Source organism: Mycobacterium sp. E2989 (assembly GCF_001667595.1).
Classification (GTDB): domain Bacteria; phylum Actinomycetota; class Actinomycetes; order Mycobacteriales; family Mycobacteriaceae; genus Mycobacterium.
On sequence record NZ_LZJX01000079.1, the window covers coordinates 45,984 to 70,390 of the forward strand.

Here is a 24,407-nt window from a genome sequence, read left to right on the forward strand (position 1 = left end):
GCCATCATGGAAAAGCATGCCCTCCGGCTGCTTTCGGTGGCGTTCACCGTCGTCGTGTTCGCCACCGGGTGCTCGCTGGAATCATTCTCGCAATCCTCCGGCGTGGTCAACGTCGTGGTCGGATACCAGTCCAAGACCATCAACACCGTCACCGCCGGCACGCTGCTGCGCGCGCAGGGCTACCTGGAGCACCGGCTCGCCGACATCACCGCGCGCACCGGCACCAAATACGCGGTGCGATGGCAGGATTACGACACCGGTGCCCCGATCACCGCGCAGATGCTCGCGGAGAAGATCGACATCGGCTCCATGGGCGACTACCCGATGCTGATCAACGGCTCCAAGACGCAGGCCAACCCGCTGGCCCGCACCGAGCTGGTGTCGATCACCGGCTACAACCCCAAGGGCGCGCTGAACATGGTGGTGGTGGCGCCCGATTCGTCGGCGACCGGGCTGGCCGACCTGGCCGGCAGCAAGGTGTCGGCCAGCGTGGGCTCGGCGGGCCACGGCACGCTGGTGCGGGCGCTGGCCAAGGCGGGCGTCAACGGAGTCGAGGTGCTCAACCAACAACCACAGGTGGGCGCCTCCGCGCTGGAATCCGGTCAGGTGAACGGGCTTTCGCAGTTCGTCGCGTGGCCGGGGCTGCTGGTGTACCAGGGCAAGGCCAAGCTGCTCTACGACGGGGCCGAGCTGAACTTTCCGACGCTGCACGGTGTGGTGGTGCGGCGCTCGTACGCGTCCGCGCACCCGGAGGTGCTGGCGGCGTTCCTGCAGGCGCAACTGGACGCCACCGATTTCCTGAACGACAAGCCGCTTGAGGCCGCGTGCATCGTCGCGCAGGCCAGCGGGCTGCCGCAGGAGGTGGTGTACCTCTACAACGGGCCGGGCGGGACGTCGTTCGACACCACGCTCAAGCCGTCGCTCGTCGACGCGCTGAAAAGCGATGTGCCGTACCTGAAGTCGATCGGTGACTTCGCCGACCTCGACGTCACGAAGTTCGCCGTGGACGACCCGCTGCGCGCGGTGTTCGCCGCCCGCGGGCTGGACTACGCCGCGACCCGCGCGCGCACCACCAACCCGTCGGCCCTCGCCGGCGACCCCGCGTTGGCCGGCGAGCTGTGGTTGGACGGGGCCGACACGACCCAGACGGTCGCCAACCCCACCGCGCTGCTGCGGGCGATCGCCGACGCCACCGGCCGCGGCGGCAAGGTCCGCGCGGCCTACGTCCCCGACGCCGAGCTCGGCACCCGATGGTTCGCCGACAAGGCGATCTGGGTCAAAGACGGCCAGAACTATCTGCCATTCGGCACCCAGGCCGGGGCGCGGCGCTATCTGGCCGCACACCCGGGCGGCGTCGTCATGAATTATCAACAGGCATTGGGAGGTTCGGTATGACCGCCGAAGTGGTGGCCGACCAGGTCCTGGGCGTCGTCTCGACGCCCACGCTCACCCGGCCGCGGCAATTGCCCTCGCCGTGGCGGTCGCGGCTACTGCGGCTGGCGTCGGTCGCGGCCGCAATCGGGTTGTGGCAGTTGCTCACCGCCGGCAAGGTGCGGCTGCTGCTCCGATTCGACACGCTGCCCACCGTCACCCAGATCGTGCACGCGCTGCAGCGCCGGCTCGGCGCGTACGAGTACTGGCTCGACCTGGCGCAGTCGCTGATCCGCATCCTCACCGGCTTCGGCCTGGCCGCGGTGGTCGGGGTGGCGACCGGGGTACTGCTGGGCCGCTCCCGGCTGTTCGCCGACCTGTTCGGGCCGCTGGCCGAGCTGGCCCGACCGATTCCCGCGATCGCGATCGTGCCGGTGGCGATCCTGTTGTTCCCCACCGACGAGGCGGGCATCGTGTTCATCACCTTCCTCGCGGCCTACTTCCCGATCATGGTCAGCACCCGGCACGCGGTGCGCGCGCTGCCCACTCTGTGGGAGGACTCGGTGCGCACTCTGGGCGGGGGCCGCTGGGAGGTGCTGACCCAGGTGGTATTGCCGGGCATCCTTCCCGGCGTCTTCGGTGGGCTATCGGTCGGCATGGGGGTGGCCTGGATCTGTGTCATCTCCGCCGAGATGATCTCGGGCCGTCTCGGCGTCGGCTACCGCACCTGGCAGGACTACACGATGCTGGCCTATCCGCAGGTGTTCGTCGGCATCATCACGATCGGCGTCCTCGGTTTCGCCACGTCGGCGGCCGTGGAAGTGGTCGGCCGGCGGGTGACCCGGTGGTTGCCCCGCGCACAGGAGGGCTCGCGATGAAAGCAGTCGGTCTCGAACTGGACCGAGTTCGGTTGTCCTACACGGGGACCCCGGTGATCGACGGGCTCAGCCTGACGGTGCGCCCGGGGGAGATCCTGGTGCTCACCGGTCCGTCGGGCTGCGGCAAGTCGACGCTGCTGCGCGCCCTCGCCGGGCTGCTGCGGCCCGACGAGGGCCGGGTGCTCGCCGACGGGGCCGAGGTCACCGCCACCTCCCGGGATCGCGGCATGGTCTTCCAGGACAACGCCCTGCTGCCGTGGCGCACGGTGCGGTCCAACATCGAGCTGGCGCTGCGGTTGCGCGGCGAACCGCGCGCCACCCGGCGCGCGCAGGCGGAGCGCTGGATCGACGAGCTCGGGCTGGCCGGCTTCGGCCACTACCTGCCCAAGAGCCTGTCCGGCGGGATGCGTCAACGGGTCCAGCTGGCCCGCGGCCTGGCCGGGGCGCCGCGCGCGGTGATGATGGACGAGCCGTTCGGCGCGCTGGACACCCAGACCCGGGCCGCCATGCAGCGGCTGTTGATCGACACCTGGCGCACGCATCCGACGACGATCGTCTTCGTCACTCACGACGTCGACGAGGCCTTGGCGCTCGGCGACCGGATCGTCGTGCTGGGCCGCGCCGGCGAGCCGCTGCGCGCGTCGATCGACGTGCCCGATCCGCGCAGCGAACTCCCCAGGGACCGGCTGCGCGCCGAAATCATTGCGGCCCTGGACCATTCGGTGGCGGCATGATTGAGATTCCGGACCCGGCGGCACCCGTCCGCCTCGACTGCGACGTGCTGGTCATCGGCGGCGGCACGGCCGGCACCATGGCCGCGCTGTCGGCCGCCGAGCACGGCGCGCAGGTGCTGCTGCTCGAAAAGGCACACGTGCGGCACTCCGGCGCGTTGGCGATGGGAATGGACGGCGTGAACAACGCCGTCATCCCCGGCAAGGCCGAACCCGAGGACTACGTCGCCGAGATCACCCGCGCCAACGACGGAATCGTCAACCAGCGCACCATCTATCAGACCGCCAGCCGCGGTTTCGCGATGGTGCAGCGGCTGGAGCGCTACGGCGTGAAGTTCGAGAAGGACGAGCACGGCGAATACGCGGTGCGCCGGGTGCACCGCTCCGGCTCCTATGTGCTGCCCATGCCGGAGGGCAAGGATGTCAAGAAGGCGCTGTACCGGGTGCTGCGGCAGCGCTCGATGCGGGAGCGGATCCGCATCGAGAACCGGCTGATGCCGGTGCGGGTGCTGGTTCAGGATGGACGCGCGGTGGGCGCGGCCGCGCTGCACACGCGCACCGGCGAATTCGTCGCGGTCGGCGCCAAGGCGGTGATCCTGGCCACCGGCGCCTGCGGGCGGCTGGGGCTGCCGGCGTCGGGTTACCTGTATGGCACGTACGAGAACCCGACGAACGCCGGCGACGGATACGCGATGGCGTTTCACGCCGGCGCGGAGCTCTCGGGAATCGAGTGCTTCCAAGTGAATCCGTTGATCAAGGACTACAACGGCCCGGCGTGCGCCTATGTCGCCAACCCGTTCGGGGGTTACCAGGTCAACGCGCACGGCGAGCGGTTCGTGGACTCCGACTACTGGTCGGGTCAGATGATGTCCGAGGTGAAAAGCGAGATCGACTCCGCCCGCGGGCCGATCTACCTCAAGGTCTCCCACCTGCCTGACGAGACGCTGACCGCGCTGGAGAACATCCTGCACACCACCGAACGGCCGACCCGTGGCACCTTCCACGCCAACCGCGGTCACGACTACCGCACTCACGACATCGAAATGCACATCTCCGAAATCGGTTTGTGCAGCGGCCATTCGGCGTCGGGGGTGTGGGTCGACGAGCACGCTCGCACGACGGTGCCCGGCCTGTATGCCGCCGGCGACCTGGCCTGCGTCCCGCACAATTACATGATCGGGGCGTTCGTCTTCGGCGACCTCGCCGGCACCGACGCGGCGACCGCCTGCGCGGGTGTGGATGCGCCACAACAACTCCCGGACGACCAGCTGCGCGATGCGCACGAGCTGATCTACCGGCCCCTGCGGCATCCCGACGGGCCACCCCAACCTCAGGTCGAGTACAAGCTGCGCCGGTTCGTCAACGACTACGTGGCCCCGCCCAAGACGGCGGCGAAGCTGTCCATCGCCGTGCGCACCTTCGACCGGATGCGAGACGAGATCGCCGACATGGGTGCGCGCAATCCGCACGAGCTGATGCGCGCCGTCGAGGTGTCCTTCATCCGGGACTGCGCCGAGATGGCCGCCCGGTCCTCGCTCACCCGGACCGAATCCCGTTGGGGCCTCTACCACGATCGGGCCGACCTGCCGGGCCGCGACGACGGTCAGTGGGGCTATCACCTCAACCTGCGCAAGGACGCCGACGGCGGGATGGTGTTCCTGAAGCGGCCGGTCGCGCCGTACTTCGTGCCGGTCCCGGAACTGGACGGCCTGCCGCCCGTCGACCAGACCGTTCAGCGGGTGGAGCAGCCGCCGCTGGTCGGCGGCCAGGCCCCCACCACCACCCGGTCCCGGATCGGCTCGGGCGCAACGACGTTCGAGCCGCCGTCGCCGCGCATCGCCGAGGTGCTCGCCCTCGAGGAGCCGACGATCGCCGGGCTGCGGCCGTATCTGGTCGACCCCGATCCGGGGGTGCGCCGCACCGCGGTGGCCACGCTCACCGAGCACATCCCCGACGGTTACGCGCCCGCCCTGATCGCCGCGCTGGACGACACCGACGCCGCCGTGCGCCGCACCGGCGCCGACGGGATCCGCGAGCTCGTCGAGGTGTTGCCCGAGCCCGCCGACGTCCAGCCGCGGCTGGAGTCCGGCGACGTGGTGGTGCGCGCGGCCGCTCTCTACGTGCTGGCCGCGCGGCGGGTCGGCGACGCCGAGGATTACCGCCGCGCGCTGAGCGATCCCGACCACCGGGTGCGGATCGAGGCCGTGCGGGCGTTGGTGTCGGTCGACGACGTGGCCGGGGTGGTCGCCGCGACCGGGGACGAGAGCCGGGAGGTCCGGATCGCGGCCGCGGCCGGCCTGGCGACGCTGCGCGGCGGTGCCGAGGCGGTCGGCGCGCTGACCGCCGACCCGGACCCGCTGGTGCGCGCGGCGGCGCTGGCCGCCTTGGGTGAAATAGGCTGTGGCCCAGAGAATGTCGCCGCCGTGGAATCGGCCTTGCGGGCGCCGGCCTGGCAGGTGCGCCAGGGCGCGGCGCGGGCCCTGGCGGGCGCCACACCCGGCGTCGCGGTGCCGGCGCTGGCCGAGGCGCTCGCCGACGCGCATCTCGACGTGCGCAAGGCGGCCGTGCTGAGCCTGACGCGCTGGGCGGGCGAGCCCGCCGCGCGCGACGCGCTGGGTCTCGCGCTGAAGGACACCGATGCCGACGTCCGCGCCTACGCGCGCCGGGCGCTGGACCAGGGCGGGTCGCCGGCGGTCTAGGGTTTCCCGAGGATCACCGCAGGATCCTGGCGTAGAGCAGGCTGTCTTGCGGCTCGGGGCCCAGGTTGGGGTAGACGGCGTGGCGGGCCAGCCGGCCCTCCAGCACGAACCCGGCGCGCTCCAGCAGCCGCGCCGAGCGCTCGTTGTCGACGTTGCAGGTGGCCCACACCCGGTACACGGCCCGGTCGCCGTCCAGCGCGTCGAGCAGCATCTCGAGCACCTCGCGCATCAAGCCCTTGCCCCACCACCGCCGGCCCAGGCAGTACCCGATCTCGACCGAATGCGGCACCGGGCGGCGACAACTGGTGAGGCCGACCACCTCGCCGCTGTGGCGCAATTCGATCGCCCAGGTTCGCTCGTCGGGCGTGGCGTTGAGCTTCTCGGTGATCACCCGCCGCGTCGCCGCCACGTCGGGATGCGGCGCCCACATCAGATACTTGGTGACCTCGGGATCGCGGGCGACCCGCTGGTACAGCGCGCCGGCGTCGTCGAGCACGGGCCGGCGCAGCACCAGCCGGGGGCCGGTGATGCGATCGGGCGGGTAGTCGGCCACGGTGCTAGAGGCCGAGTGCGGAATAGGTGCGGCGGACGAATTTGGGTTGCGCCGATTGGAGTTTCGCCAACGAGGTGTTGCCGGCGATCGCCGCGGCCACGTCCGCGGACATGTCGGGCAGGTTCTGGACCAGATACAGCAGGACCAGGTCGGCCGTCGGGTCGGCCTGCCACCACGTCCCGTAGGCGCCCGGCCAGCTGAACGTCCCGAGCCCGCCGGGCCCGAACAGCGGCGCCGACCTCGCCGGGTCGGTCACCACCGACAGGTTCAGCCCGAAGCCGCGGCCCACCCAGTAGGGCGCCCCCAGGAAGTCGTGGCGCTTCTGCTCGTCGGTGAGCCGGTCGGTGCGCATCAGGCGGGCGGACTCGGGCGAGAGCACCCGCACGCCGTCGATCGTTCCGTCGCCGAGCAGCATGCGCACGAACCGCAGGTAGTCGTCGGCCGTCGACCACAACCCGCCGCCCGCGTTGGGGAAGGAGGGCGGCTTGATGTGGGGCGGGCCCATCACGTCGTGGTGCAGTTGCCCCCGTTCGTCGAGCCGGTACATGGTCGCGGCGCGGCGGCGGGTCTCGGGGGAGGCGAAGAACCCGGTGTCGGGCATGCCCACCGGGCCCAACACCCGTTCGTCGAGAACCTCGTGGAACGGCTTGTCCTCGATCCGCGACGCGATGACGCCCAGCAGGTCGATGGAGTGGCTGTAGGTGAGGCGGTCGCCGGGCTGGTGCACGAGCGGCAGCTTGGCCAGCTCGGCCAGCCACGCGTCGGGGCCCTGGTTGAAGGGCAGCCGCACGTAGGCCTTGGCGATCGGCCCGGACACCGAGAACCCGTAGGCCATGCCGCTGGTGTGGGTGAGCAGGTCCTCGATCAGGATGGCGCGCCGCGCCGGATGGGTCCGGTCCAGCGGGCCGCGCGGGTCGTCGAGCACCCGCAGTTCGGCCAGCTCCGGCGCCCAGCGCACGACGGGGTCTTTCAGCGTGAGCTTGCCCTCATCCACCAGGCTCATCACGGCCGCGACGGTGACCGGCTTGGTCATCGACGCGATCCGGAACAGTGTGTCCCGCCGCATCGGCAGGCCCGCGTCCACATCGCGATAGCCGATCTCGTTGACCTGCAACACTTCTCCGCGCTGCCACACCACCGTCAGCGCACCGGCGAGCAGGCCCGCGTCGCAGACTTCGCGGATGGAGGCCGCGTTGGCGTCGAGATTCACCCGAATCAGGTTAGCGTCGGGCCCGGGGGAGCTCCGGCCAAGGCTTCGTCCACGGTCGGGTAGAGGTCGATGAACTCGTCGAGGCCCACGATCCGCAGCGGCCGGCTGGTGGCCGAGCCGTCGGCCGCCACCCGCAATGACGTCGGGCTGTTCTCGGTCAGGCGATGCACCTCGACCAGCACGGTGATGCCCGCGGACGATAGGAAATCGACTTCGGTGAGGTCGATGACCAGCACCGCGGGCGTGCCGGCCAGCGCGACGTCGATGTGGGTGGCGAGCGAGGGCGCGGTGATGATGTCGACCACGCCGCTGACCTGCAACACCACCGCCTCGCCGGCGTCGCGGCGGTTAACCCAGAACTCCTCGCTCACCACCTGAACCTACTGGCTTCTCCGCGGTGGCCGACACCCGGTCCGAAACATCACGCCCGGGGTCCGACCCGCTAACCGCGCTCGACCCACGAGCCGTGTGGTTCCAGGCCGTCGTCGCCCCAATCGTCCCAGCCGGGGGACTGCCGGTCGTGAGGCCTGACGATGCGCCGTCGCAACTCCAGCAGCAGCTCCTCGGTCGAGGCGCGGGCGAGAGCGTCCGACGGCGACGTCTGGTACCGGGGTCCGGGCTCCCGGGGCAGCTTGACCACCAGTTCCCTTGGCTCTCCGCCGGCGAGGATGGTGTCGACGCTGCCCGGCGCCCAGCCCAGCTTGTTTTCCAGCATGGCGTAGGTGCCCGGGCTGGCTCTGCGCACGCCGTTTTCGATGTCGGACAGGGTGCGCACCGTGAACTGCAGGCTGTCGGCGAAGTCGGTGCGGTTGCGGTAGCCGAGCGCGACGCGGCGGCTCACGATGTGGTGGCCGAGCCGGTTCAGAGCGTGCCGGTCCATGGGGCGATCATGGCGCATCGCCATCGGCAATGTCGACTAACGGCGCGAAAATTTTTCTACTCGTTGCACGGATAGCGGAAACTATTTCCTCGGTACCCCGGCCAAATCGGACCTGACCTGGGTAATCGTGTCCCAGAACAGCTCCTCGACCTTCTCGCGTGACACGCCGACCACCTCGACTCTCGGCACGCCGGCCAGCTCGCGGCGCACCAGCTTCGCATCGGGCAAGGCGTCGCCGGTCCACCACTCCTGGCGGATGTCAAAGTCGTCGAAGCGTTCGCCCTCCCGGGTATGGCGGAGCTGACCGCGGCGCTTGCTGATCGGGACACGCGCCCACCACTCGGCCCGCCAGTACGGGCCGTCGTAGGCGCCGGGCGGGGCGCCCGTTTCCCATTCCTCGACTTGGAGCTGCTGATTCGGGGCCATGCCGTTGTAGTCGCGGGCGAACCCATACGCCTCGTCGCGGTCGAGGTAAACCCGCTCGATGTGATAGGTGTCGCCGCTCCCCGCAGAGACCACGTACACCGTCGTCATGGCCGCCTCCCGCACCGCCGAATGGATGGGCCCAGTCTCCCATCAACCATGGGGACACGTTCCGCAAACTCCTCGATTACCGCGCAAACCGCACGCCGCGCGCCGAGCGGGGCCCGAGGAGGCTGTGAGCCAGATCATAACGGAAATTAATTCCGTATTATTGACATATTATCTGTTTAATTCCTAGAGTTGCCCTCACGTCGACCGCGTCCTGGATGGGTTCCCCGGGGGGAACCAGGCGCGGCTCGGCGTCATCTTCAGCGATCACCACGCAATCCCAGGGAAACCGCCATGACGCAGATCCGCGGCCGCGCCGCCGTCCGAGGGAGGCGGGATCAGGAGCTCCCCATCATGAAAGACCGCAAGACCCCGGAGTCGGCCGATTTGGACGCCCTGTCGCACCTGCGCGCACACCGTGTCCTGGTGGCGCGGCGGATCAACGAGATCGCGCTCCAGATCGCCGAGTTGCGGACCGAGGTGGAAGCGCTCGACAAGGAAATTAGGTCGAAGGTTCAGCAGCTCGAGGAAGTCGATCGGGGCATCTCCGTGCTCATGAGCGTCCACAACCTGCGTGCGCGGCACGCCGCCAGGTTCGCCGATGCGATCCGCCACCAGGCGGCGGCGGCCACGGCGACCGATCAGGACGGCCCGCCGGCAGCCGAGAGGGCCGATAGCTGAGCGCGGGTCACCGGCCGGCGAGTCGTCGGGCATCGGGGCCAAAATTTCGCGACGGTTTCGGTTGGGCAAAGGTCCTGCAGCGTGCCCCCGGCGCGAGGGCCCGGGCCGCCGGTACGCCCCTAATGTGGCTGCCATGGCCGCACTGATGAATCGCGTGCAGCGCTGGCGCGCGGCGCTACCCGTCACCGTGTCGGCGTTGCTGGTCGCCACGGGGCTCGCCGTCGCCCCCGCGGCCCAGGCGGCCGCGGCCTCGGCGACGTTGTCGGTCGAGCACGCGTGGCAGACCGGTTTCATCGCCAACTTCGCGGTCACCAACGCGAGCATGGTGCCGCTCACCGATTGGCGCATCGACTTCGACATGCCGGCGGGGCAATCCGTCCTGCACACGTGGAACAGCACCATCACCCAATCGGGCACGCACTACGTGCTCACCCCCGCCAACTGGAATCGCAGCATTCCCCCCGGTGGTTCGGCCACCGGTGGCCTACGGGGCGTGGTGATCGGTTCCTTCACGCCGCCGTCGAATTGCGTGCTCAACGGCCAGATCCCCTGCACCTAGCCCTGGGCGCCCTCGCGGCGGGACGCACGGCGCCACCGGCGCGCGCGTGCCTCGCATCCGAGCCCGCGTGAGATAAGTGCTACGCTGCCGGGCAGTCGACATCCTTTAACGATCCGTCCGGCGAGGCGGAGAAGGAGGTCAAGTCTCGCATGGGTGCTGTGGGTGAGAGCGGCGTGGACCGCGGAGCCCGGGAACTGATGTCGGCGGCCGACGTCGGTCGCACCATTTCCCGCATCGCACATCAGATCATCGAAAAGACCGCGCTGGACTCACCGGACGCGCCGCGGGTGGTCCTGTTGGGCATCCCGACGCGCGGCGTCACCCTGGCCGGGCGGCTGGCCACCAACATCGCCGAGTACAGCGGGGTGGAAGTCGGCCACGGCGCCCTCGACATCACCCTCTACCGCGACGACCTCATGCAGAAGCCGCCGCGGCCGCTGGAGGCCACCTCGATTCCGGTAGGCGGCATCGACGACGCGCTGGTGATCCTCATCGACGACGTGCTGTACTCCGGGCGATCGGTGCGCTCCGCGCTGGACGCGCTGCGCGACGTCGGCCGCCCGCGGGTGGTGCAGCTGGCGGTGCTGGTCGACCGGGGCCACCGCGAACTGCCACTGCGCGCCGACTACGTCGGCAAGAACGTCCCCACTTCCCGCAGCGAGAGCGTGCACGTGCTGCTGAGCGAGCAGGACGGCCGCGACGCGGTGGTGATCTCCCGATGACGCGGCACCTGCTCGCCGCCGGCGACCTGACCCGCGACGACGCGACCGCCATCCTCGACGACGCCGACCGGTTCGCCCAGGCCCTGGTCGGCCGCGAGATCAAGAAGCTGCCGACCCTGCGCGGCCGCACCGTCATCACGATGTTCTACGAGAACTCCACCCGCACCCGGGTGTCATTCGAGGTCGCGGGCAAGTGGATGAGCGCCGACGTGATCAACGTCAGCGCGGCCGGATCGTCGGTCGGCAAGGGCGAGTCGCTGCGCGACACCGCGTTGACGCTGCGCGCGGCCGGCGCCGACGCGCTGATCATCCGGCACCCGGCCTCGGGCGCCGCGCACCTGCTGGCCGAATGGACCGGCAGCGCCAACGACGGTCCCTCGGTGATCAACGCCGGCGACGGCACGCACGAACATCCGACGCAGGCGCTGCTCGACGCGCTCACCATCCGTCAGCGCCTCGGCGGCATCGAGGGCCGGCGCATCGTGATCGTCGGCGACATCCTGCACAGCCGGGTGGCCCGCTCCAACGTCATGCTGTTGCACACGCTGGGCGCCGAGGTGGTGCTGGTGGCGCCGCCCACGCTGTTGCCGGTCGGCGTCGAGGGCTGGCCGGTCACCGTCTCGAACGACTTCGACGCCGAGCTGCCCGCCGCCGACGCGGTGCTGATGCTGCGCGTGCAGGCCGAGCGGATGAACGGCGGCTTCTTCCCGTCGGTGCGCGAATACTCGTCCCGCTACGGGCTTTCCGATCGCCGTCAGGCCATGCTGCCCGGCCATGCCGTGGTGTTGCACCCGGGTCCGATGCTGCGCGGCATGGAGATCGCCTCCTCGGTCGCCGACTCGTCGCAATCGGCGGTGCTGCAACAGGTTTCGAACGGCGTGCACGTGCGGATGGCGGTGCTGTTCCATGTGCTGGTGGGGGCAGAGGAGATCGCAGCGTGAGCGTGCTCATCCGCGGGGTCCGGTTGTACGGCGAGGGGGATCGCGTCGACGTCCTGGTCGATGACGGCCAGATCGCCGGCATCGGCGCCGGGCTCGACGGGGCCGGAGGGCTCGAAAAAGACCTGGACGTCATCGACGCCACCGGCCAGGTGCTGCTGCCCGGGTTCGTCGACCTGCACACCCACCTGCGCGAGCCGGGCCGCGAATACGCCGAGGACATCGAAACCGGCTCGGCCGCAGCGGCTTTGGGCGGGTACACCGCGGTGTTCGCGATGGCCAACACCAATCCGGTCGCCGACAGCCCGGTGGTGACCGACCACGTCTGGCACCGCGGCCAGCAGGTGGGGCTGGTCGACGTGCACCCCGTCGGCGCCGTCACCGTCGGGCTGGGCGGGGTCGAGCTGACCGAGATGGGCATGATGGCGGCCGGTGCCGCACAGGTGCGGATGTTCTCCGACGACGGCGTCTGCGTGCACGACCCGCTGGTGATGCGCCGCGCCCTCGAGTACGCCACCGGCCTGGGCGTGTTGATCGCCCAGCACGCCGAGGAGCCCCGGCTGACCGTCGGCGCCGTCGCCCACGAGGGGCCCAACGCCGCCCGGCTGGGACTGTCGGGCTGGCCGCGGGCCGCCGAGGAATCGATCGTCGCCCGCGACGCGCTGCTGGCCCGCGACGCCGGCGCCCGCATCCACATCTGCCACGCATCCACCGCCGGCACCGTCGAGCTCCTGAAATGGGCCAAGGGACAAGGCATCTCGATCACCGCCGAGGTCACCCCGCACCACCTGCTGCTCGACGACGGCCGGCTGGCCAGCTACGACGGGGTGAATCGGGTCAACCCGCCGCTGCGCGAGGCCGCCGACGCCGAGGCGCTGCGGCAGGCGCTGGCCGACGGCGTCATCGACTGCGTGGCCACCGATCACGCCCCGCACGCAGAGCACGAGAAGTGCGTTGAGTTCGCCGCGGCGCGTCCCGGCATGCTGGGCCTGCAGACCGCCCTGTCCGTCGTGGTCCAGACGATGGTGACGCCGGGCCTGTTGAGCTGGCGCGACGTCGCCCGGGTGATGAGCGAGAACCCGGCGCGGATCGTCGGCCTGCCCGATCACGGCCGCCCGCTGGAGGTGGGGGAGCCGGCCAACCTGACGGTGGTGGACCCAGAGGCCACCTGGACCGTCGCCGGCTCCGATCTGGCCAGCCGGTCGGCGAACACGCCGTTCGAGTCGATGACCCTGCCGGCCACGGTGACGGCGACGATGCTGCGCGGCAAGCTCACCGCTCGAGACGGGAAGTGCCCGGCATGAATTCAGGCACGCTGGTGGGATCGCTGATCTTCGCGGCCGTGCTGGTGGTGGTGATCGCGGTGGTGATCCAGCTGATGATGCGCAGCTGGCGGCGGCGCTCGGAGCGGCAGGATGAACTGATCGGCGACCTGCCCGACATTCCCGACCAGGTGGGCGCGGCCCTGATCACCACCCGCGGACACTACTGCGGTTCCATGCTGGCGCCGGGCTGGCACGAGCGGATCGCGGCTGGCGATCTCGGTTTCCGCAGCAAGGGGGTGCTGACCCGCTATGCCGGCGGAATAATGGTGGAACGCTTACGCGCCCAACCGATTTGGATTCCGAAAGAATCGATTACCGGCATCCGGATGGAGCGCAGCATGGGCGGCAGGGCGGTGGCCCGGATCGGGATATTGGCGATTCGGTGGCGGCTGCCGTCGGGCGCCGAGATCGATACCGGCTTTCGGGCCAACCACCGCGACGAATATGACGCCTGGCTGGAATCCCAGCAGGAGGGAGCCGCGTGACTAAAGCAGTACTGGTACTCGAGGACGGCCGCGTCTTCACCGGCACGCCGTTCGGCAAGGTCGGCCAAACGCTCGGCGAGGCCGTGTTTTCCACCGGCATGTCCGGCTACCAGGAGACGTTGACCGACCCCAGCTACCACCGCCAGATCGTGGTGGCCACCGCGCCGCAGATCGGCAACACCGGCTGGAACACCGAGGACGCCGAGAGCCGGGGCGACAAGATCTGGGTCGCCGGCTACGCGGTGCGCGACCCGTCGCCGCGCGCCTCCAACTGGCGCGCCACCGGCACCCTGGAGGGCGAGCTGGTGCGCCAGCACATCGTCGGGATCGCCGGTATCGACACCCGGGCGGTCGTGCGCCACCTGCGCACCCGCGGCTCGATGAAGGCCGGGGTGTTCTCCGGCGACGCGCTCGCCGACCCGGCCGAGCTGGTAGAGCGGGTGCGGGGCCAGCAGTCGATGCTGGGCGCCGATCTCGCCGGCGAGGTCAGCACGCCGGAGCACTACATCGTGGAACCCGAAGGGCCGCAACGGTTCACGGTGGTCGCGCTGGACCTGGGGATCAAGACCAACACCCCGCGCAACTTCGCCCGCCGCGGCGTCCGCAGCCACGTGTTGCCGTCGTCGACCACGTTCGACCAGATCGCCGACATCGCCCCCGACGGGGTGTTCCTGTCCAACGGCCCCGGCGATCCGGCCACCGCCGATGACGTCGTCGCGCTCACCCGCGAGGTGCTGGGGGCCGGGATCCCGTTGTTCGGCATCTGTTTCGGCAACCAGATCCTGGGCCGGGCGCTGGGGCTGTCCACCTACAAGATGGTCTTCGGGCACCGCGGCATCAACATCCCGGTGATGGACCACGCCACCGGGCGGGTGGCGGTCACCGCCCAGAACCACGGCTTCGCCCTGGAGGGCGAGGCGGGCCAGTCCTTCGACACGCCGTTCGGCGCGGCCGTCGTCAGCCACACGTGCGCCAACGACGGGGTGGTCGAGGGCGTGAAACTCGCTGACGGCCGGGCGTTCTCGGTGCAGTATCACCCGGAGGCCGCCGCCGGTCCGCATGACGCGGAATACCTGTTCGACCAATTCATCGACCTGATGGCTTCCCGAGAAAGCGGAAGGGGCCGCTAGTGCCACGTCGCACCGACCTCAACCACGTGCTGGTGATCGGCTCGGGGCCGATCGTGATCGGCCAGGCCGCCGAGTTCGACTACTCGGGCACCCAGGCCTGCCGGGTGCTGCGGGCGGAGGGGCTGCAGGTCAGCCTGATCAATTCCAACCCGGCCACCATCATGACCGACCCCGAGTACGCCGACCACACCTACGTCGAGCCCATCACCCCGGCGTTCGTCGAGCGGGTGATCGCCCAGCAGGCCGAGCGCGGCAACAAGATCGACGCGCTGCTGGCCACGCTGGGCGGGCAGACGGCGCTCAACACCGCGGTCGCGCTGTTCGAGAACGGGGCGCTGGAGCGCCACGGTGTCGAGCTGATCGGGGCGGACATCGACGCCATCCAGCGCGGCGAGGACCGGCAGATGTTCAAGGACATCGTGGCCAAGGTGGGCGGTGAATCCGCCCGCAGCCGCGTGTGTTTCACCATGGAAGAGGTACGCGAGACGGTCGAGGAGCTCGGGCTGCCGGTGGTGGTGCGGCCCAGCTTCACCATGGGCGGGCTGGGGTCGGGCATGGCGCGATCCGTCGAGGAGGTCGACCGGATGGCCGGCGCCGGCCTGGCCGAAAGCCCCAGCGCCAACGTGCTGATCGAGGAATCGATCTACGGCTGGAAGGAATTCGAGCTCGAGCTGATGCGCGACGGCAACGACAACGTGGTCGTGGTGTGCTCGATCGAGAACTTCGACCCGATGGGCGTGCACACCGGTGACTCGGTCACCGTCGCGCCCGCCATGACCCTCACCGACCGCGAATACCAGCGGATGCGCGACCTGGGCATCGCGATCCTGCGCGAGGTCGGGGTGGACACCGGCGGCTGCAACATCCAGTTCGCGATCAACCCTGCCGACGGCCGGCTGATCGTCATCGAGATGAACCCGCGGGTGTCCCGGTCCAGCGCGCTGGCCTCGAAGGCGACCGGCTTCCCGATCGCCAAGATCGCCGCGAAGCTGGCCATCGGGTACAGCCTCGACGAGATCGTCAACGACATCACCAAGGAAACGCCGGCCTGCTTCGAGCCCACCCTCGACTATGTCGTCGTCAAGGCGCCGCGGTTCGCGTTCGAGAAGTTTCCCGGGGCCGACCCCAGCCTGACCACCACGATGAAGTCCGTCGGCGAGGCGATGTCGTTGGGCCGCAACTTCATCGAGGCGCTCGGCAAGGTGATGCGATCGCTGGAAACCACGCGCGCGGGGTTTTGGACCAAGCCCGACCCGGACGGGGACGTCGGCGAGGTGCTCGACCGGCTGCGCACCCCGACCGAGGGTCGGCTCTACGACATCGAGCTGGCGCTGCGGCTGGGCGCGTCGATCGAGCAGGTCGCGGAGGCCAGCGGCGTCGACCCGTGGTTCCTGGCCCAGATCGGCGAGCTGGGCAAGCTGCGCGCCGAGCTGGTGGACTCCCCGGTGCTCGACATCGACCTGCTGCGGCGGGCCAAACACAGCGGGCTGTCGGACCGCCAGATCGCCGCGCTGCGGCCGGAATTGGCGGGGGAGAACGGCGTCCGCTCGCTGCGCGAGCGCCTCGGCATCCACCCGGTGTACAAGACCGTGGACACCTGCGCGGCCGAGTTCGAGGCCAAGACGCCCTACCACTACAGCAGCTACGAACTCGACCCCGCCGCCGAGACGGAGGTGGCGCCGCAAGCCGAGCGGCCCAAGGTACTGATCCTCGGGTCGGGACCCAACCGGATCGGCCAGGGCATCGAATTCGACTACAGCTGCGTGCACGCCGCAACCACGTTGAGCCAGGCCGGTTTTGAAACCGTCATGGTCAACTGCAACCCGGAGACGGTGTCCACCGACTACGACACCGCCGACCGGCTGTACTTCGAGCCGCTGACCTTCGAGGACGTCCTCGAGGTCTTCCACGCCGAACAGCAGTCGGCCGGCGCGGGACCGGGGGTGGTCGGGGTCATCGTGCAACTGGGCGGGCAGACGCCCCTCGGGCTGGCGCAGCGCCTGGCCGACGCCGGGGTCCCGATCGTGGGCACCCCGCCGGAGGCGATCGACCTGGCCGAAGACCGCGGGGCCTTCGGCGACGTGCTGACCGGCGCCGGATTGCCGGCGCCGAAGTACGGCATGGCAACGACTTTCGCGCAGGCCCGCCGGATCGCCGAGGACATCGGCTACCCGGTGCTGGTGCGGCCGTCGTACGTGCTGGGTGGTCGCGGCATGGAGATCGTCTACGACGAGGAGACACTGGAGGGCTACATCACCCGGGCCACCGAACTGTCGCCCGAGCACCCGGTGCTGGTCGACCGCTTCCTGGAGGACGCGGTGGAGATCGACGTCGACGCGTTGTGCGACGGCAGCGAGGTCTACATCGGCGGCATCATGGAGCACATCGAGGAAGCGGGCATCCATTCCGGCGACTCGGCGTGCGCGCTGCCGCCGGTCACGTTGGGCCGCAGCGACATCGAGAAGGTGCGCCACGCCACCGAGGCCATCGCCCACGGCATCGGCGTGATCGGGCTGCTCAACGTGCAGTACGCCCTCAAGGACGACGTGCTCTATGTCTTGGAGGCCAACCCGCGTGCCAGCCGCACGGTTCCCTTCGTGTCCAAGGCCACCGCGATCCCGCTGGCCAAGGCGTGCGCCCGGATCATGTTGGGCGCCAACATTCCCCAGCTGCGCGCCGAGGGCATGCTGGCGGCCGCCGGGGACGGCGCCCACGCGGCCCAGAACGCCCCGATCGCGGTCAAGGAGGCCGTGCTGCCGTTCCACCGCTTCCGGCGCACCGACGGGGCCGCCATCGATTCGCTGCTGGGTCCGGAGATGAAATCGACCGGCGAGGTGATGGGCATCGACCGCGACTTCGGCAGCGCCTTCGCCAAGAGCCAGACCGCCGCCTACGGGTCGCTGCCCGCCGAGGGCACCATCTTCGTCTCGGTCGCCAACCGGGACAAGCGGTCGCTGGTGTTCCCGGTCAAGCGCCTGGCCGACCTGGGCTTCCGGGTGCTGGCCACCGAGGGCACGGCGGAGATGTTGCGGCGCAACGGGATTCCCTGCGATGAGGTCCGCAAGCACTTCGAGCCGCCGGGCGACGGGCGACCCGCGATGTCCGCCGTGGACGCGATCAAGGCCGGCGAAATCGACATGGTGATCAACACGCCCTACGGCAACTCCGGTCCGCGCATCGACGGCTACGAGATCCGCTCCGCCGCGGTCTCGGTCAACATTCCCTGCGTCACGACGGTGCAGGGCGCCTCGGCCGCCATCCAGGGCATCGAGGCGGGCATCCGCGGCGACATCGGCGTGCGGTCCCTGCAGGAGCTGCACAGCCTGATGGGCCAGGGCGCCGCGCCCGGGCAAGGCGATCGGTGACCGGGTTCGGCCTGCGGCTGGCCGAGGCCAAGGCGCAACGCGGGCCGCTGTGCGTGGGCATCGATCCGCACCCCGAGCTGCTGCGCGCCTGGGACCTGCCGACCACGGCCGACGGGGTGGCGGCGTTCTGCGACATCTGCGTCGAGGCGTTCTCCGGGTTCGCCGTCGTCAAGCCCCAGGTCGCCTTCTTCGAGCCCTACGGCGCCGCGGGGTTCGCGGTGCTGGAACGCACCATCGCGGCCCTGCGCGCGGCGGGGGTGCTGGTTTTGGCCGACGCCAAGCGCGGTGACATCGGCACCACGATGGCCGCCTACGCCGCCGCCTGGGCGGGTGACTCGCCGCTGGCCGCCGACGCGGTGACGGCCTCGCCGTATCTGGGGTTCGGCTCGCTGCGGCCGCTGCTGGAGGCGGCCGCCGCGCACGACCGAGGCGTGTTCGTGCTGGCCGCCACCTCCAACCCCGAGGGCGCGACCGTGCAGCGCGCCGCCTTCGACGGCCGCACGGTGGCCCAGTTGGTCGTCGACCAGGCGGCTGTGGTGAACAAGTCCGCCACGCCGCACGGGCCCGGCTATGTCGGAGTGGTGGTCGGCGCGACGGTGCTTCAGGCCCCCGACCTCAGCGCGCTGGGCGGACCGGTGCTGGTGCCGGGCCTGGGCGTGCAGGGCGGACGGCCCGAGGCGCTCGCCGGGCTGGGCGGGGCGGATCCGGGCCAGCTGCTCCCCGCGGTGGCCCGCGAGGTGCTGCGCGCGGGGCCGGGCGTGCCCGAACTGCGGGCGGCCGGCGAGCGGATGCTGGACGCCGTCGCCTACCTGGCCGCCCCGTAGCCCGTCGTACGGGGCCCTACGTGCGCGTCAGTCCGACGCTAGCGACGTGCTGGGGCGCGCGGTCTCCACGATCACGGTGGTGGCCTTGACGACGGCCACGGCGACGCTGCCGGGGCGCAACTGCAGCTCCTCGGCGGCCTCGGTGCTCATCAGCGACACCACGGTGAAGGGACCGCACTGCATCTCCACCTGGGTCATCACCTTGTCGCTGGTCACCTGGGTCACCAGCCCGACGAACCGGTTGCGGGCCGAGCTGCCGATGCTGAGCGGATCCGGGGGCGGGGCCGGGGCGTTGCTGCGCGAAAAGCGGGCCAGATCCTCGCTGGCGATGACTTTGCGGCCGGCGGCGTCGTGGCTGACCGCCAGGGACCCCTGGTTGATCCATCGCCGGACCGTGTCGTCGCTGACTCCGAGCAGCTCAGCGGCCTGACGGATCCGCAGGTTCGACACGGCTAGATGGTAACTCCCTGCGTATCGGCCGGGGCTCGTACCAGCAATCGGCTCGCGAATCGCACCCGCGCGGCTACGCAGGCGCGACACGCGCGACACGCGACGAAAAATGCGAGATCGCCCGCATGACGCGTCTCGGCCCGCCGCGGCCCCCATCGGCCGGCGCCTCCCGCCTGCCCTCGGGCACCGCCCAGCCCGGCAAAACGGCTGCTCAGAGCGCTGCGGGCGCCCTCCTGGTAGGCCGGTTGGCCGACCTGACGGCCCCCGGTACGGCGGCCCTCAGGGCGGCCACGGCGACCGGTTTTTCGGGGCACCCGCCGGGCTCATGCTGGGAGTTTGTCCCCGGAACCAGGGGGCCGGGTTAGATTTCGTCAGGAGGCCTGAGTACGGTCGTCTCCGCTGGCTGAAGTAGCAGGCAGAGACACAAAGCGATCGATTGAGATTGATTGATCAGATACGGAGGAATCGTGGCCCTTCCCCAGTTGACCGACGAGCAGCGCGCGGCCGCGTTGGAGAAGGCGGCTGCCGCACGTCGAGCACGAGCAGAGCTCAAGGACCGGCTGAAGCGCGGCGGCACCAACCTCACGCAGGTGCTCAAGGACGCCGAGACCGACGAAGTCCTGGGCAAGATGAAGGTTTCCGCGCTGCTTGAGGCGTTGCCCAAGGTGGGCAAGGTCAAAGCGCAGGAAATCATGACCGAGCTGGAGATCGCCCCCACCCGCCGCCTGCGGGGCCTCGGCGACCGCCAGCGCAAGGCCCTGCTGGAAAAGTTCGGCTCCTAGTCCGGCCAGCCCGGCCGAGTTGGCCAACCCGCCCTGTGGGCGTCGCGGCCCAGGAGCGCCTGTGAGCGCCGGCGGGGGACCGGACGTCGAGCACGGGACGCGTCCCGCACCACCGGGACGTGTGGTCGTGCTGTCCGGTCCCTCCGCGGTCGGCAAGTCGACGGTGGTCAGATGCCTGCGCGAGCGGGTTCCTGACCTGCATTTTTCCGTCTCGGCCACGACGCGGGCGCCGCGGCCGGGCGAGGTCGACGGCGTCGACTACCACTTCGTCAGCCCCGGCCGCTTCCAGCAGCTCATCGACGACGGCGCACTGCTGGAGTGGGCCGACATCCACGGCGGGCTGCACCGGTCGGGCACCCTGGCCGAGCCGGTGCGGACCGCGACGGCAGCCGGAATCCCCGTGCTCATCGAGGTGGACCTGGCCGGCGCCAGGGCCGTCAAGAAGGCGATGCCGGAGGCCGTCACCGTGTTCCTGGCCCCGCCCAGCTGGCAGGATCTGGAGGCCAGGCTCGTCGGCCGCGGCACCGAAACGCCGGAGGCCATGCGGCGCCGGCTCGAGACCGCCCGCATCGAAATGGCGGCCCAGGACGACTTCGACGAGGTCGTCGTCAACAGTCAATTGGAGTCTGCGTGCGCCGAATTGGTATCCTTGCTGGTGGGAACTGCGCCGGGTCGGCATGACCCGCCTGGCCAGACCAGGAGCCGGACCAGATCCAATCGAGATTGAGCATCGAATTGCCAGCGGTACCAGCCGCTTTAATCCGCCAGGAGATTGACCTACGTGACTATTCCGCAGTCTGACGCGGCGTTGGCCGCCGTCCCCGATCGGTTCGACCCGTCGGCCGGGGGGCAGGGCGCCTACGACACCCCGCTGGGCATCACCAACCCGCCCATCGACGAGTTGCTCGACCGCGTGTCGAGCAAGTACGCCCTGGTGATCTACGCCGCCAAGCGCGCCCGCCAGATCAACGACTACTACAACCAGCTCGGCGAGGGCATCCTCGAATACGTTGGGCCGCTTGTCGAGCCGGGGCTTCAGGAGAAGCCGCTGTCGATCGCGCTGCGGGAGATCCACGCCGACCTGCTCGAGCACACCGAGGGCGAGTAACAGGGCAGGGCCGGGCCAACTGTGGACCGCAAACGGATTGTCGTCGGCGTCTCCGGTGGCATCGCCGCTTACAAGGCGTGCACGGTCGTTCGTCAGCTCTCCGAGGCCGGTCATCTCGTCCGCGTCATCCCCACCGAGTCGGCGCTGCGCTTCGTCGGAGCCGCCACGTTCGAGGCGCTCTCCGGCCAGCCCGTGCACACCGACGTTTTCGCGAACGTCCCCGAGGTGCCGCACGTCCAGCTGGGCCAGAAGGCCGACCTGGTCGTGGTGGCGCCGGCCACCGCGGACCTGCTCGCCCGCGCGGTGCACGGCCGCGCCGACGACCTGCTGACCGCCACCCTGCTCACGGCCAGGTGCCCGGTGATGTTCGCGCCGGCGATGCACACCGAGATGTGGTTGCACCCGGCCACCGTCGACAACGTGGCCACCCTGCGGCGCCGCGGGGCGGTGGTGCTGGAACCGGCGTTCGGCCGGCTCACCGGCGCCGACAGCGGCTCCGGCCGGCTGCCCGAGGCCGAGGAGATCACCACGCTGGCCCAGCTGCTGCTGGAACGCCACGACGCGCTGCCCTACGACCTCGCCGGCTGCAAGATGCTGGTGACCGCGGGCGGCACCCGCGAACCGATCGACCCGGTGCGCTTCATCGGCAACCGCAGCTCCGGCAAGCAGGGCTACGCGGTGGCGCGGGTCGCCGCGCAGCGCGGCGCCGAGGTCACGCTGATCGCCGGGCACACCGCGGGGCTGATCGACCCGGCCGGGGTCGAGGTCGTGCGCGTCAGCTCGGCGGAGCAACTCGGCGACGCGGTGGCCAAGCACGCCCCCGCCGCGGACGTGCTGGTGATGGCCGCGGCCGTCGCCGACTTCCGGCCCGCGCAGGTTTCGGCCGCCAAGATCAAAAAGGGCCCAGACGATCAGGACAGCCCGCCCACGATCGAGCTGGTCCGCAACGACGACGTGCTCGCCGGTGCGGTGCGGGCGCGTGCCAGCGGCGAGCTGCCCAACATGCGGGCCATCGTCGGGTTCGCCGCGGAAACGGGCGACGCCAACGGCGACGTGCTCTTCCATGCGCGCTCCAAGTTGCGCCGCAAGGGCTGCGACCTGTTGGTGGTGAACGCGGTGGGCGACGGCAGGGCGTTCGAGGTGGACAGCAACGACGGCTGGCTGCTCGCGTCCGACGGCACCGAGTCCGCGCTGCAGCACGGCTCCAAGACGCTGATGGCCAGTCGTATCGTGGATGCGATCGCCACGTTCCTGCACGGCGGCGGATAAGACGGTTCGGTTCGCCTGAGGCGCCAGGCCAGGTGCCGGCCGGCGCGATGCCAGCCGATATAATTCGGTTTACTAACTATTCGGAAGGATTGAGATTGTGAGCGAAAAGGGTCGCCTGTTTACCAGTGAGTCGGTGACTGAGGGACATCCCGACAAGATCTGTGACGCGATCAGCGACTCGGTCCTCGACGCCCTGCTGGCGCAGGACCCCCGCTCACGTGTCGCGGTCGAGACGCTGGTCACCACCGGCCAGGTGCACGTCGTCGGTGAGGTGACCACGTCGGCCAAGGAGGCGTTCGCCGACATCACCAACATCGTCCGCGCGCGGATCCTCGACATCGGCTACGACTCGTCGGACAAGGGCTTCGACGGGGCGTCGTGCGGGGTGAACATCGGCATCGGCGCCCAGTCGCCCGACATCGCCCAGGGCGTCGACACCGCCCACGAGGCGCGCGTCGAGGGCGCCGCGGACCCGCTGGACTCCCAAGGCGCCGGCGACCAGGGCCTGATGTTCGGCTACGCGATCAACGACACCCCCGAGCTGATGCCGCTGCCGATCGCGCTGGCCCACCGGCTGTCGCGCAAGCTGACCGAGGTGCGCAAGAACGGCACGCTGGGATACCTGCGCCCGGATGGCAAGACGCAGGTCACCATCGCCTACGAGGACGACGTCCCGGTGCGCCTCGACACGGTGGTCGTCTCGACGCAGCACGCCGACGGCATCGACCTGGAGAAGAAGCTCGACCCCGACATCCGCGAGCACGTCCTGCAAACCGTGCTGAACGAGCTGGCGCACGACACCCTCGACGCGTCGGGCACCCGGGTGCTGGTCAACCCCACCGGCAAGTTCGTCCTCGGCGGCCCGATGGGCGACGCGGGCCTGACCGGCCGCAAGATCATCGTCGACACCTACGGCGGCTGGGCCCGCCACGGCGGCGGCGCGTTCTCCGGCAAGGATCCGTCCAAGGTGGACCGGTCCGCGGCGTACGCGATGCGCTGGGTGGCCAAGAACATCGTCGCCGCCGGGCTGGCGGAGCGGGTCGAGGTCCAGGTGGCCTACGCGATCGGCAAGGCCGCCCCGGTCGGCCTGTTCATCGAGACGTTCGGTACCGCGACCGTCGACCCGGTCAAGATCGAGAAGATCGTGCCCGAGGTGTTCGACCTGCGCCCCGGCGCGATCATCCGCGACCTGGACCTGCTGCGCCCCATCTACGCGCAGACCGCCGCCTACGGCCACTTCGGCCGCACCGACATCGAGCTGCCGTGGGAGCAGCTCAACATGGTCGACGAGCTCAAGCGCGCGATCTAGGCGGCGGGTGGTCGGCGTCCAACGCCGGCAATCCGTCGATGCTGCGCCGGTTGCGCTGGACCAGGCGGACGTACGCCTCGGCGGGCGCCTTGTTGTGGTGTTCGTCGAGGACCGGCCGTTCGTCGACGAGCTCGTAATACGGCACCGCGAACCCGCACGCGTCGGCGATCCGCTCCAGGTCGACGACGATGACGGCGCGCACGCCGGCGTGCGGCTTGCCGAAATGCGCTGCGAGGCCGCCGAAATCGGCGTCGTCGGGGCGGACCACCCGTCCGGTGCCGAACAGCCGCAGGATGCGCGAGTTGCGGCTGAACGAGCAGAACATGATCGTGATCCGGCCGTTGTCCCGCAGGTGGGCAATGGTTTCCACGCCGCTGCCGAACAGGTCCAGATAAGCGACGGTGTGGTCGTCGAGCACCGCGAAGGTGTCCCGATATCCCTTGGGGGACAGGTTGATTCGGCCTCCCTCGGAGGGCGCGGTGGCCACGAAGAACATCGCCTGGTCGCTGATGAACCGCTCCAGTGACTCGTCGAGACGCGCAAATTCCTTGGCCACGCGTGAAGCCTAGCGCCGGGCACCGACGGCCAGCACCGGGTTTTTCACCTC

At 70.1% G+C, this 24,407-nt stretch carries 25 protein-coding genes; 18 read left to right on the plus strand and 7 right to left on the minus strand.

Annotation, left to right across the window (positions count from 1 at the left end):
• Positions 1–6 precede the first annotated feature (6 nt).
• The 4 genes from A5680_RS14225 to A5680_RS14240 are packed head-to-tail and all read left to right on the plus strand — an operon-like array spanning position 7 to position 5,679.
• Positions 7–1,395, plus strand: coding sequence for an ABC transporter substrate-binding protein (locus A5680_RS14225; RefSeq protein ID WP_067820302.1), 1,389 nt, complete (start codon positions 7–9; stop codon positions 1,393–1,395).
• Complete coding sequence (locus A5680_RS14230) at positions 1,392–2,249, plus strand: ABC transporter permease (protein ID WP_055403689.1); 858 nt, start codon at positions 1,392–1,394, stop codon at positions 2,247–2,249. Before A5680_RS14225 ends, A5680_RS14230 begins: the two co-directional genes overlap by 4 nt.
• A complete protein-coding gene (locus tag A5680_RS14235; RefSeq protein ID WP_055403690.1) occupies positions 2,246–2,983 on the plus strand; it encodes an ABC transporter ATP-binding protein in 738 nt (245 codons plus the stop codon). The genes A5680_RS14230 and A5680_RS14235 overlap by 4 nt, the downstream gene beginning before the upstream one ends.
• Positions 2,980–5,679: a fumarate reductase/succinate dehydrogenase flavoprotein subunit gene (locus A5680_RS14240; RefSeq protein ID WP_055403691.1), complete on the plus strand. Its 2,700-nt coding sequence runs from the start codon at positions 2,980–2,982 to the stop codon at positions 5,677–5,679. Before A5680_RS14235 ends, A5680_RS14240 begins: the two co-directional genes overlap by 4 nt.
• Before the next feature lie 13 nt (positions 5,680–5,692).
• Here the strand turns inward: A5680_RS14240 and A5680_RS14245 are convergent, their stop codons facing one another.
• The 5 genes from A5680_RS14245 to A5680_RS14265 all read right to left on the minus strand — a co-directional run bounded on the left by A5680_RS14245 (position 5,693) and on the right by A5680_RS14265 (position 8,856).
• Entirely contained in the window at positions 5,693–6,232 is a 540-nt protein-coding gene (locus tag A5680_RS14245) for a GNAT family N-acetyltransferase (protein WP_055403692.1), read from the minus strand.
• Between the two features lie 4 nt (positions 6,233–6,236).
• On the minus strand, positions 6,237–7,442 hold the full coding sequence (locus A5680_RS14250; RefSeq protein WP_055403693.1) for a serine hydrolase: 1,206 nt from the start codon (positions 7,440–7,442) through the stop codon (positions 6,237–6,239).
• Between the two features lie 5 nt (positions 7,443–7,447).
• Positions 7,448–7,813 (minus strand): STAS domain-containing protein, encoded by a 366-nt coding sequence (locus A5680_RS14255; protein ID WP_067820339.1) that lies wholly within the window; start codon positions 7,811–7,813, stop codon positions 7,448–7,450.
• Between the two features lie 71 nt (positions 7,814–7,884).
• A complete protein-coding gene (locus A5680_RS14260) occupies positions 7,885–8,322 on the minus strand; it encodes a helix-turn-helix domain-containing protein (RefSeq protein WP_055403694.1) in 438 nt (145 codons plus the stop codon).
• Positions 8,323–8,403: 81 nt separating this feature from the next.
• Entirely contained in the window at positions 8,404–8,856 is a 453-nt protein-coding gene (locus A5680_RS14265; protein ID WP_068222696.1) for a hypothetical protein, read from the minus strand.
• 291 nt (positions 8,857–9,147) lie between these two features.
• Between A5680_RS14265 and A5680_RS14270 the strand changes: the two genes are divergently transcribed.
• From A5680_RS14270 to pyrF, 9 genes are all read left to right on the plus strand, one after another.
• Positions 9,148–9,534 carry a hypothetical protein gene (locus tag A5680_RS14270; RefSeq protein ID WP_055403696.1) on the plus strand — a complete coding sequence of 129 codons (387 nt, stop codon included), beginning with the start codon at positions 9,148–9,150 and terminating at the stop codon, positions 9,532–9,534.
• A 133-nt stretch (positions 9,535–9,667) separates the two neighbouring features.
• The gene (locus A5680_RS14275; protein ID WP_055403697.1) at positions 9,668–10,093 is read left to right on the plus strand and encodes a cellulose-binding domain-containing protein; all 426 of its coding nucleotides are present in this window, start codon (positions 9,668–9,670) and stop codon (positions 10,091–10,093) included.
• A 149-nt stretch (positions 10,094–10,242) separates the two neighbouring features.
• The gene (gene pyrR / locus A5680_RS14280) at positions 10,243–10,815 is read left to right on the plus strand and encodes a bifunctional pyr operon transcriptional regulator/uracil phosphoribosyltransferase PyrR (protein WP_055403698.1); all 573 of its coding nucleotides are present in this window, start codon (positions 10,243–10,245) and stop codon (positions 10,813–10,815) included.
• Positions 10,812–11,756 carry an aspartate carbamoyltransferase catalytic subunit gene (locus tag A5680_RS14285; RefSeq protein ID WP_055403699.1) on the plus strand — a complete coding sequence of 315 codons (945 nt, stop codon included), beginning with the start codon at positions 10,812–10,814 and terminating at the stop codon, positions 11,754–11,756. The genes pyrR and A5680_RS14285 overlap by 4 nt, the downstream gene beginning before the upstream one ends.
• Positions 11,753–13,057 carry a dihydroorotase gene (locus A5680_RS14290; protein WP_055403700.1) on the plus strand — a complete coding sequence of 435 codons (1,305 nt, stop codon included), beginning with the start codon at positions 11,753–11,755 and terminating at the stop codon, positions 13,055–13,057. Before A5680_RS14285 ends, A5680_RS14290 begins: the two co-directional genes overlap by 4 nt.
• Positions 13,054–13,563, plus strand: coding sequence for a hypothetical protein (locus tag A5680_RS14295; protein WP_055403704.1), 510 nt, complete (start codon positions 13,054–13,056; stop codon positions 13,561–13,563). The genes A5680_RS14290 and A5680_RS14295 overlap by 4 nt, the downstream gene beginning before the upstream one ends.
• Complete coding sequence (gene carA / locus A5680_RS14300; protein ID WP_055403701.1) at positions 13,560–14,693, plus strand: glutamine-hydrolyzing carbamoyl-phosphate synthase small subunit; 1,134 nt, start codon at positions 13,560–13,562, stop codon at positions 14,691–14,693. Before A5680_RS14295 ends, carA begins: the two co-directional genes overlap by 4 nt.
• Positions 14,693–18,058 carry a carbamoyl-phosphate synthase large subunit gene (gene carB, locus A5680_RS14305; protein ID WP_067820305.1) on the plus strand — a complete coding sequence of 1,122 codons (3,366 nt, stop codon included), beginning with the start codon at positions 14,693–14,695 and terminating at the stop codon, positions 18,056–18,058. The genes carA and carB overlap by 1 nt, the downstream gene beginning before the upstream one ends.
• Complete coding sequence (gene pyrF, locus A5680_RS14310) at positions 18,055–18,882, plus strand: orotidine-5'-phosphate decarboxylase (RefSeq protein WP_055403727.1); 828 nt, start codon at positions 18,055–18,057, stop codon at positions 18,880–18,882. The genes carB and pyrF overlap by 4 nt, the downstream gene beginning before the upstream one ends.
• A 27-nt stretch (positions 18,883–18,909) precedes the next feature.
• Here pyrF and A5680_RS14315 read toward each other — a convergent pair whose 3' ends face one another.
• Positions 18,910–19,332, minus strand: a complete 423-nt coding sequence (locus A5680_RS14315) for a molybdopterin-binding protein (protein ID WP_055403728.1) — start codon at positions 19,330–19,332, stop codon at positions 18,910–18,912.
• A gap of 467 nt (positions 19,333–19,799) precedes the next feature.
• Here A5680_RS14315 and mihF point away from each other — a divergent pair, with 467 nt between their 5' ends.
• From mihF to metK, 5 genes are all read left to right on the plus strand, one after another.
• Positions 19,800–20,114 carry an integration host factor, actinobacterial type gene (mihF, locus tag A5680_RS14320; RefSeq protein WP_007171927.1) on the plus strand — a complete coding sequence of 105 codons (315 nt, stop codon included), beginning with the start codon at positions 19,800–19,802 and terminating at the stop codon, positions 20,112–20,114.
• A 61-nt stretch (positions 20,115–20,175) separates the two neighbouring features.
• Entirely contained in the window at positions 20,176–20,841 is a 666-nt protein-coding gene (gene gmk, locus A5680_RS14325; RefSeq protein WP_082970373.1) for a guanylate kinase, read from the plus strand.
• A 54-nt stretch (positions 20,842–20,895) separates the two neighbouring features.
• Positions 20,896–21,222, plus strand: a complete 327-nt coding sequence (gene rpoZ / locus A5680_RS14330) for a DNA-directed RNA polymerase subunit omega (RefSeq protein WP_055403752.1) — start codon at positions 20,896–20,898, stop codon at positions 21,220–21,222.
• Positions 21,223–21,243: 21 nt separating this feature from the next.
• Positions 21,244–22,491, plus strand: a complete 1,248-nt coding sequence (gene coaBC, locus A5680_RS14335) for a bifunctional phosphopantothenoylcysteine decarboxylase/phosphopantothenate--cysteine ligase CoaBC (protein ID WP_067820310.1) — start codon at positions 21,244–21,246, stop codon at positions 22,489–22,491.
• Between the two features lie 97 nt (positions 22,492–22,588).
• Entirely contained in the window at positions 22,589–23,800 is a 1,212-nt protein-coding gene (gene metK, locus A5680_RS14340; RefSeq protein WP_067820313.1) for a methionine adenosyltransferase, read from the plus strand.
• Here the strand turns inward: metK and A5680_RS14345 are convergent.
• Positions 23,784–24,356, minus strand: a complete 573-nt coding sequence (locus A5680_RS14345) for a pyridoxamine 5'-phosphate oxidase family protein (RefSeq protein WP_067820316.1) — start codon at positions 24,354–24,356, stop codon at positions 23,784–23,786. The genes metK and A5680_RS14345 overlap by 17 nt on opposite strands.
• Positions 24,357–24,407 lie beyond the last annotated feature (51 nt).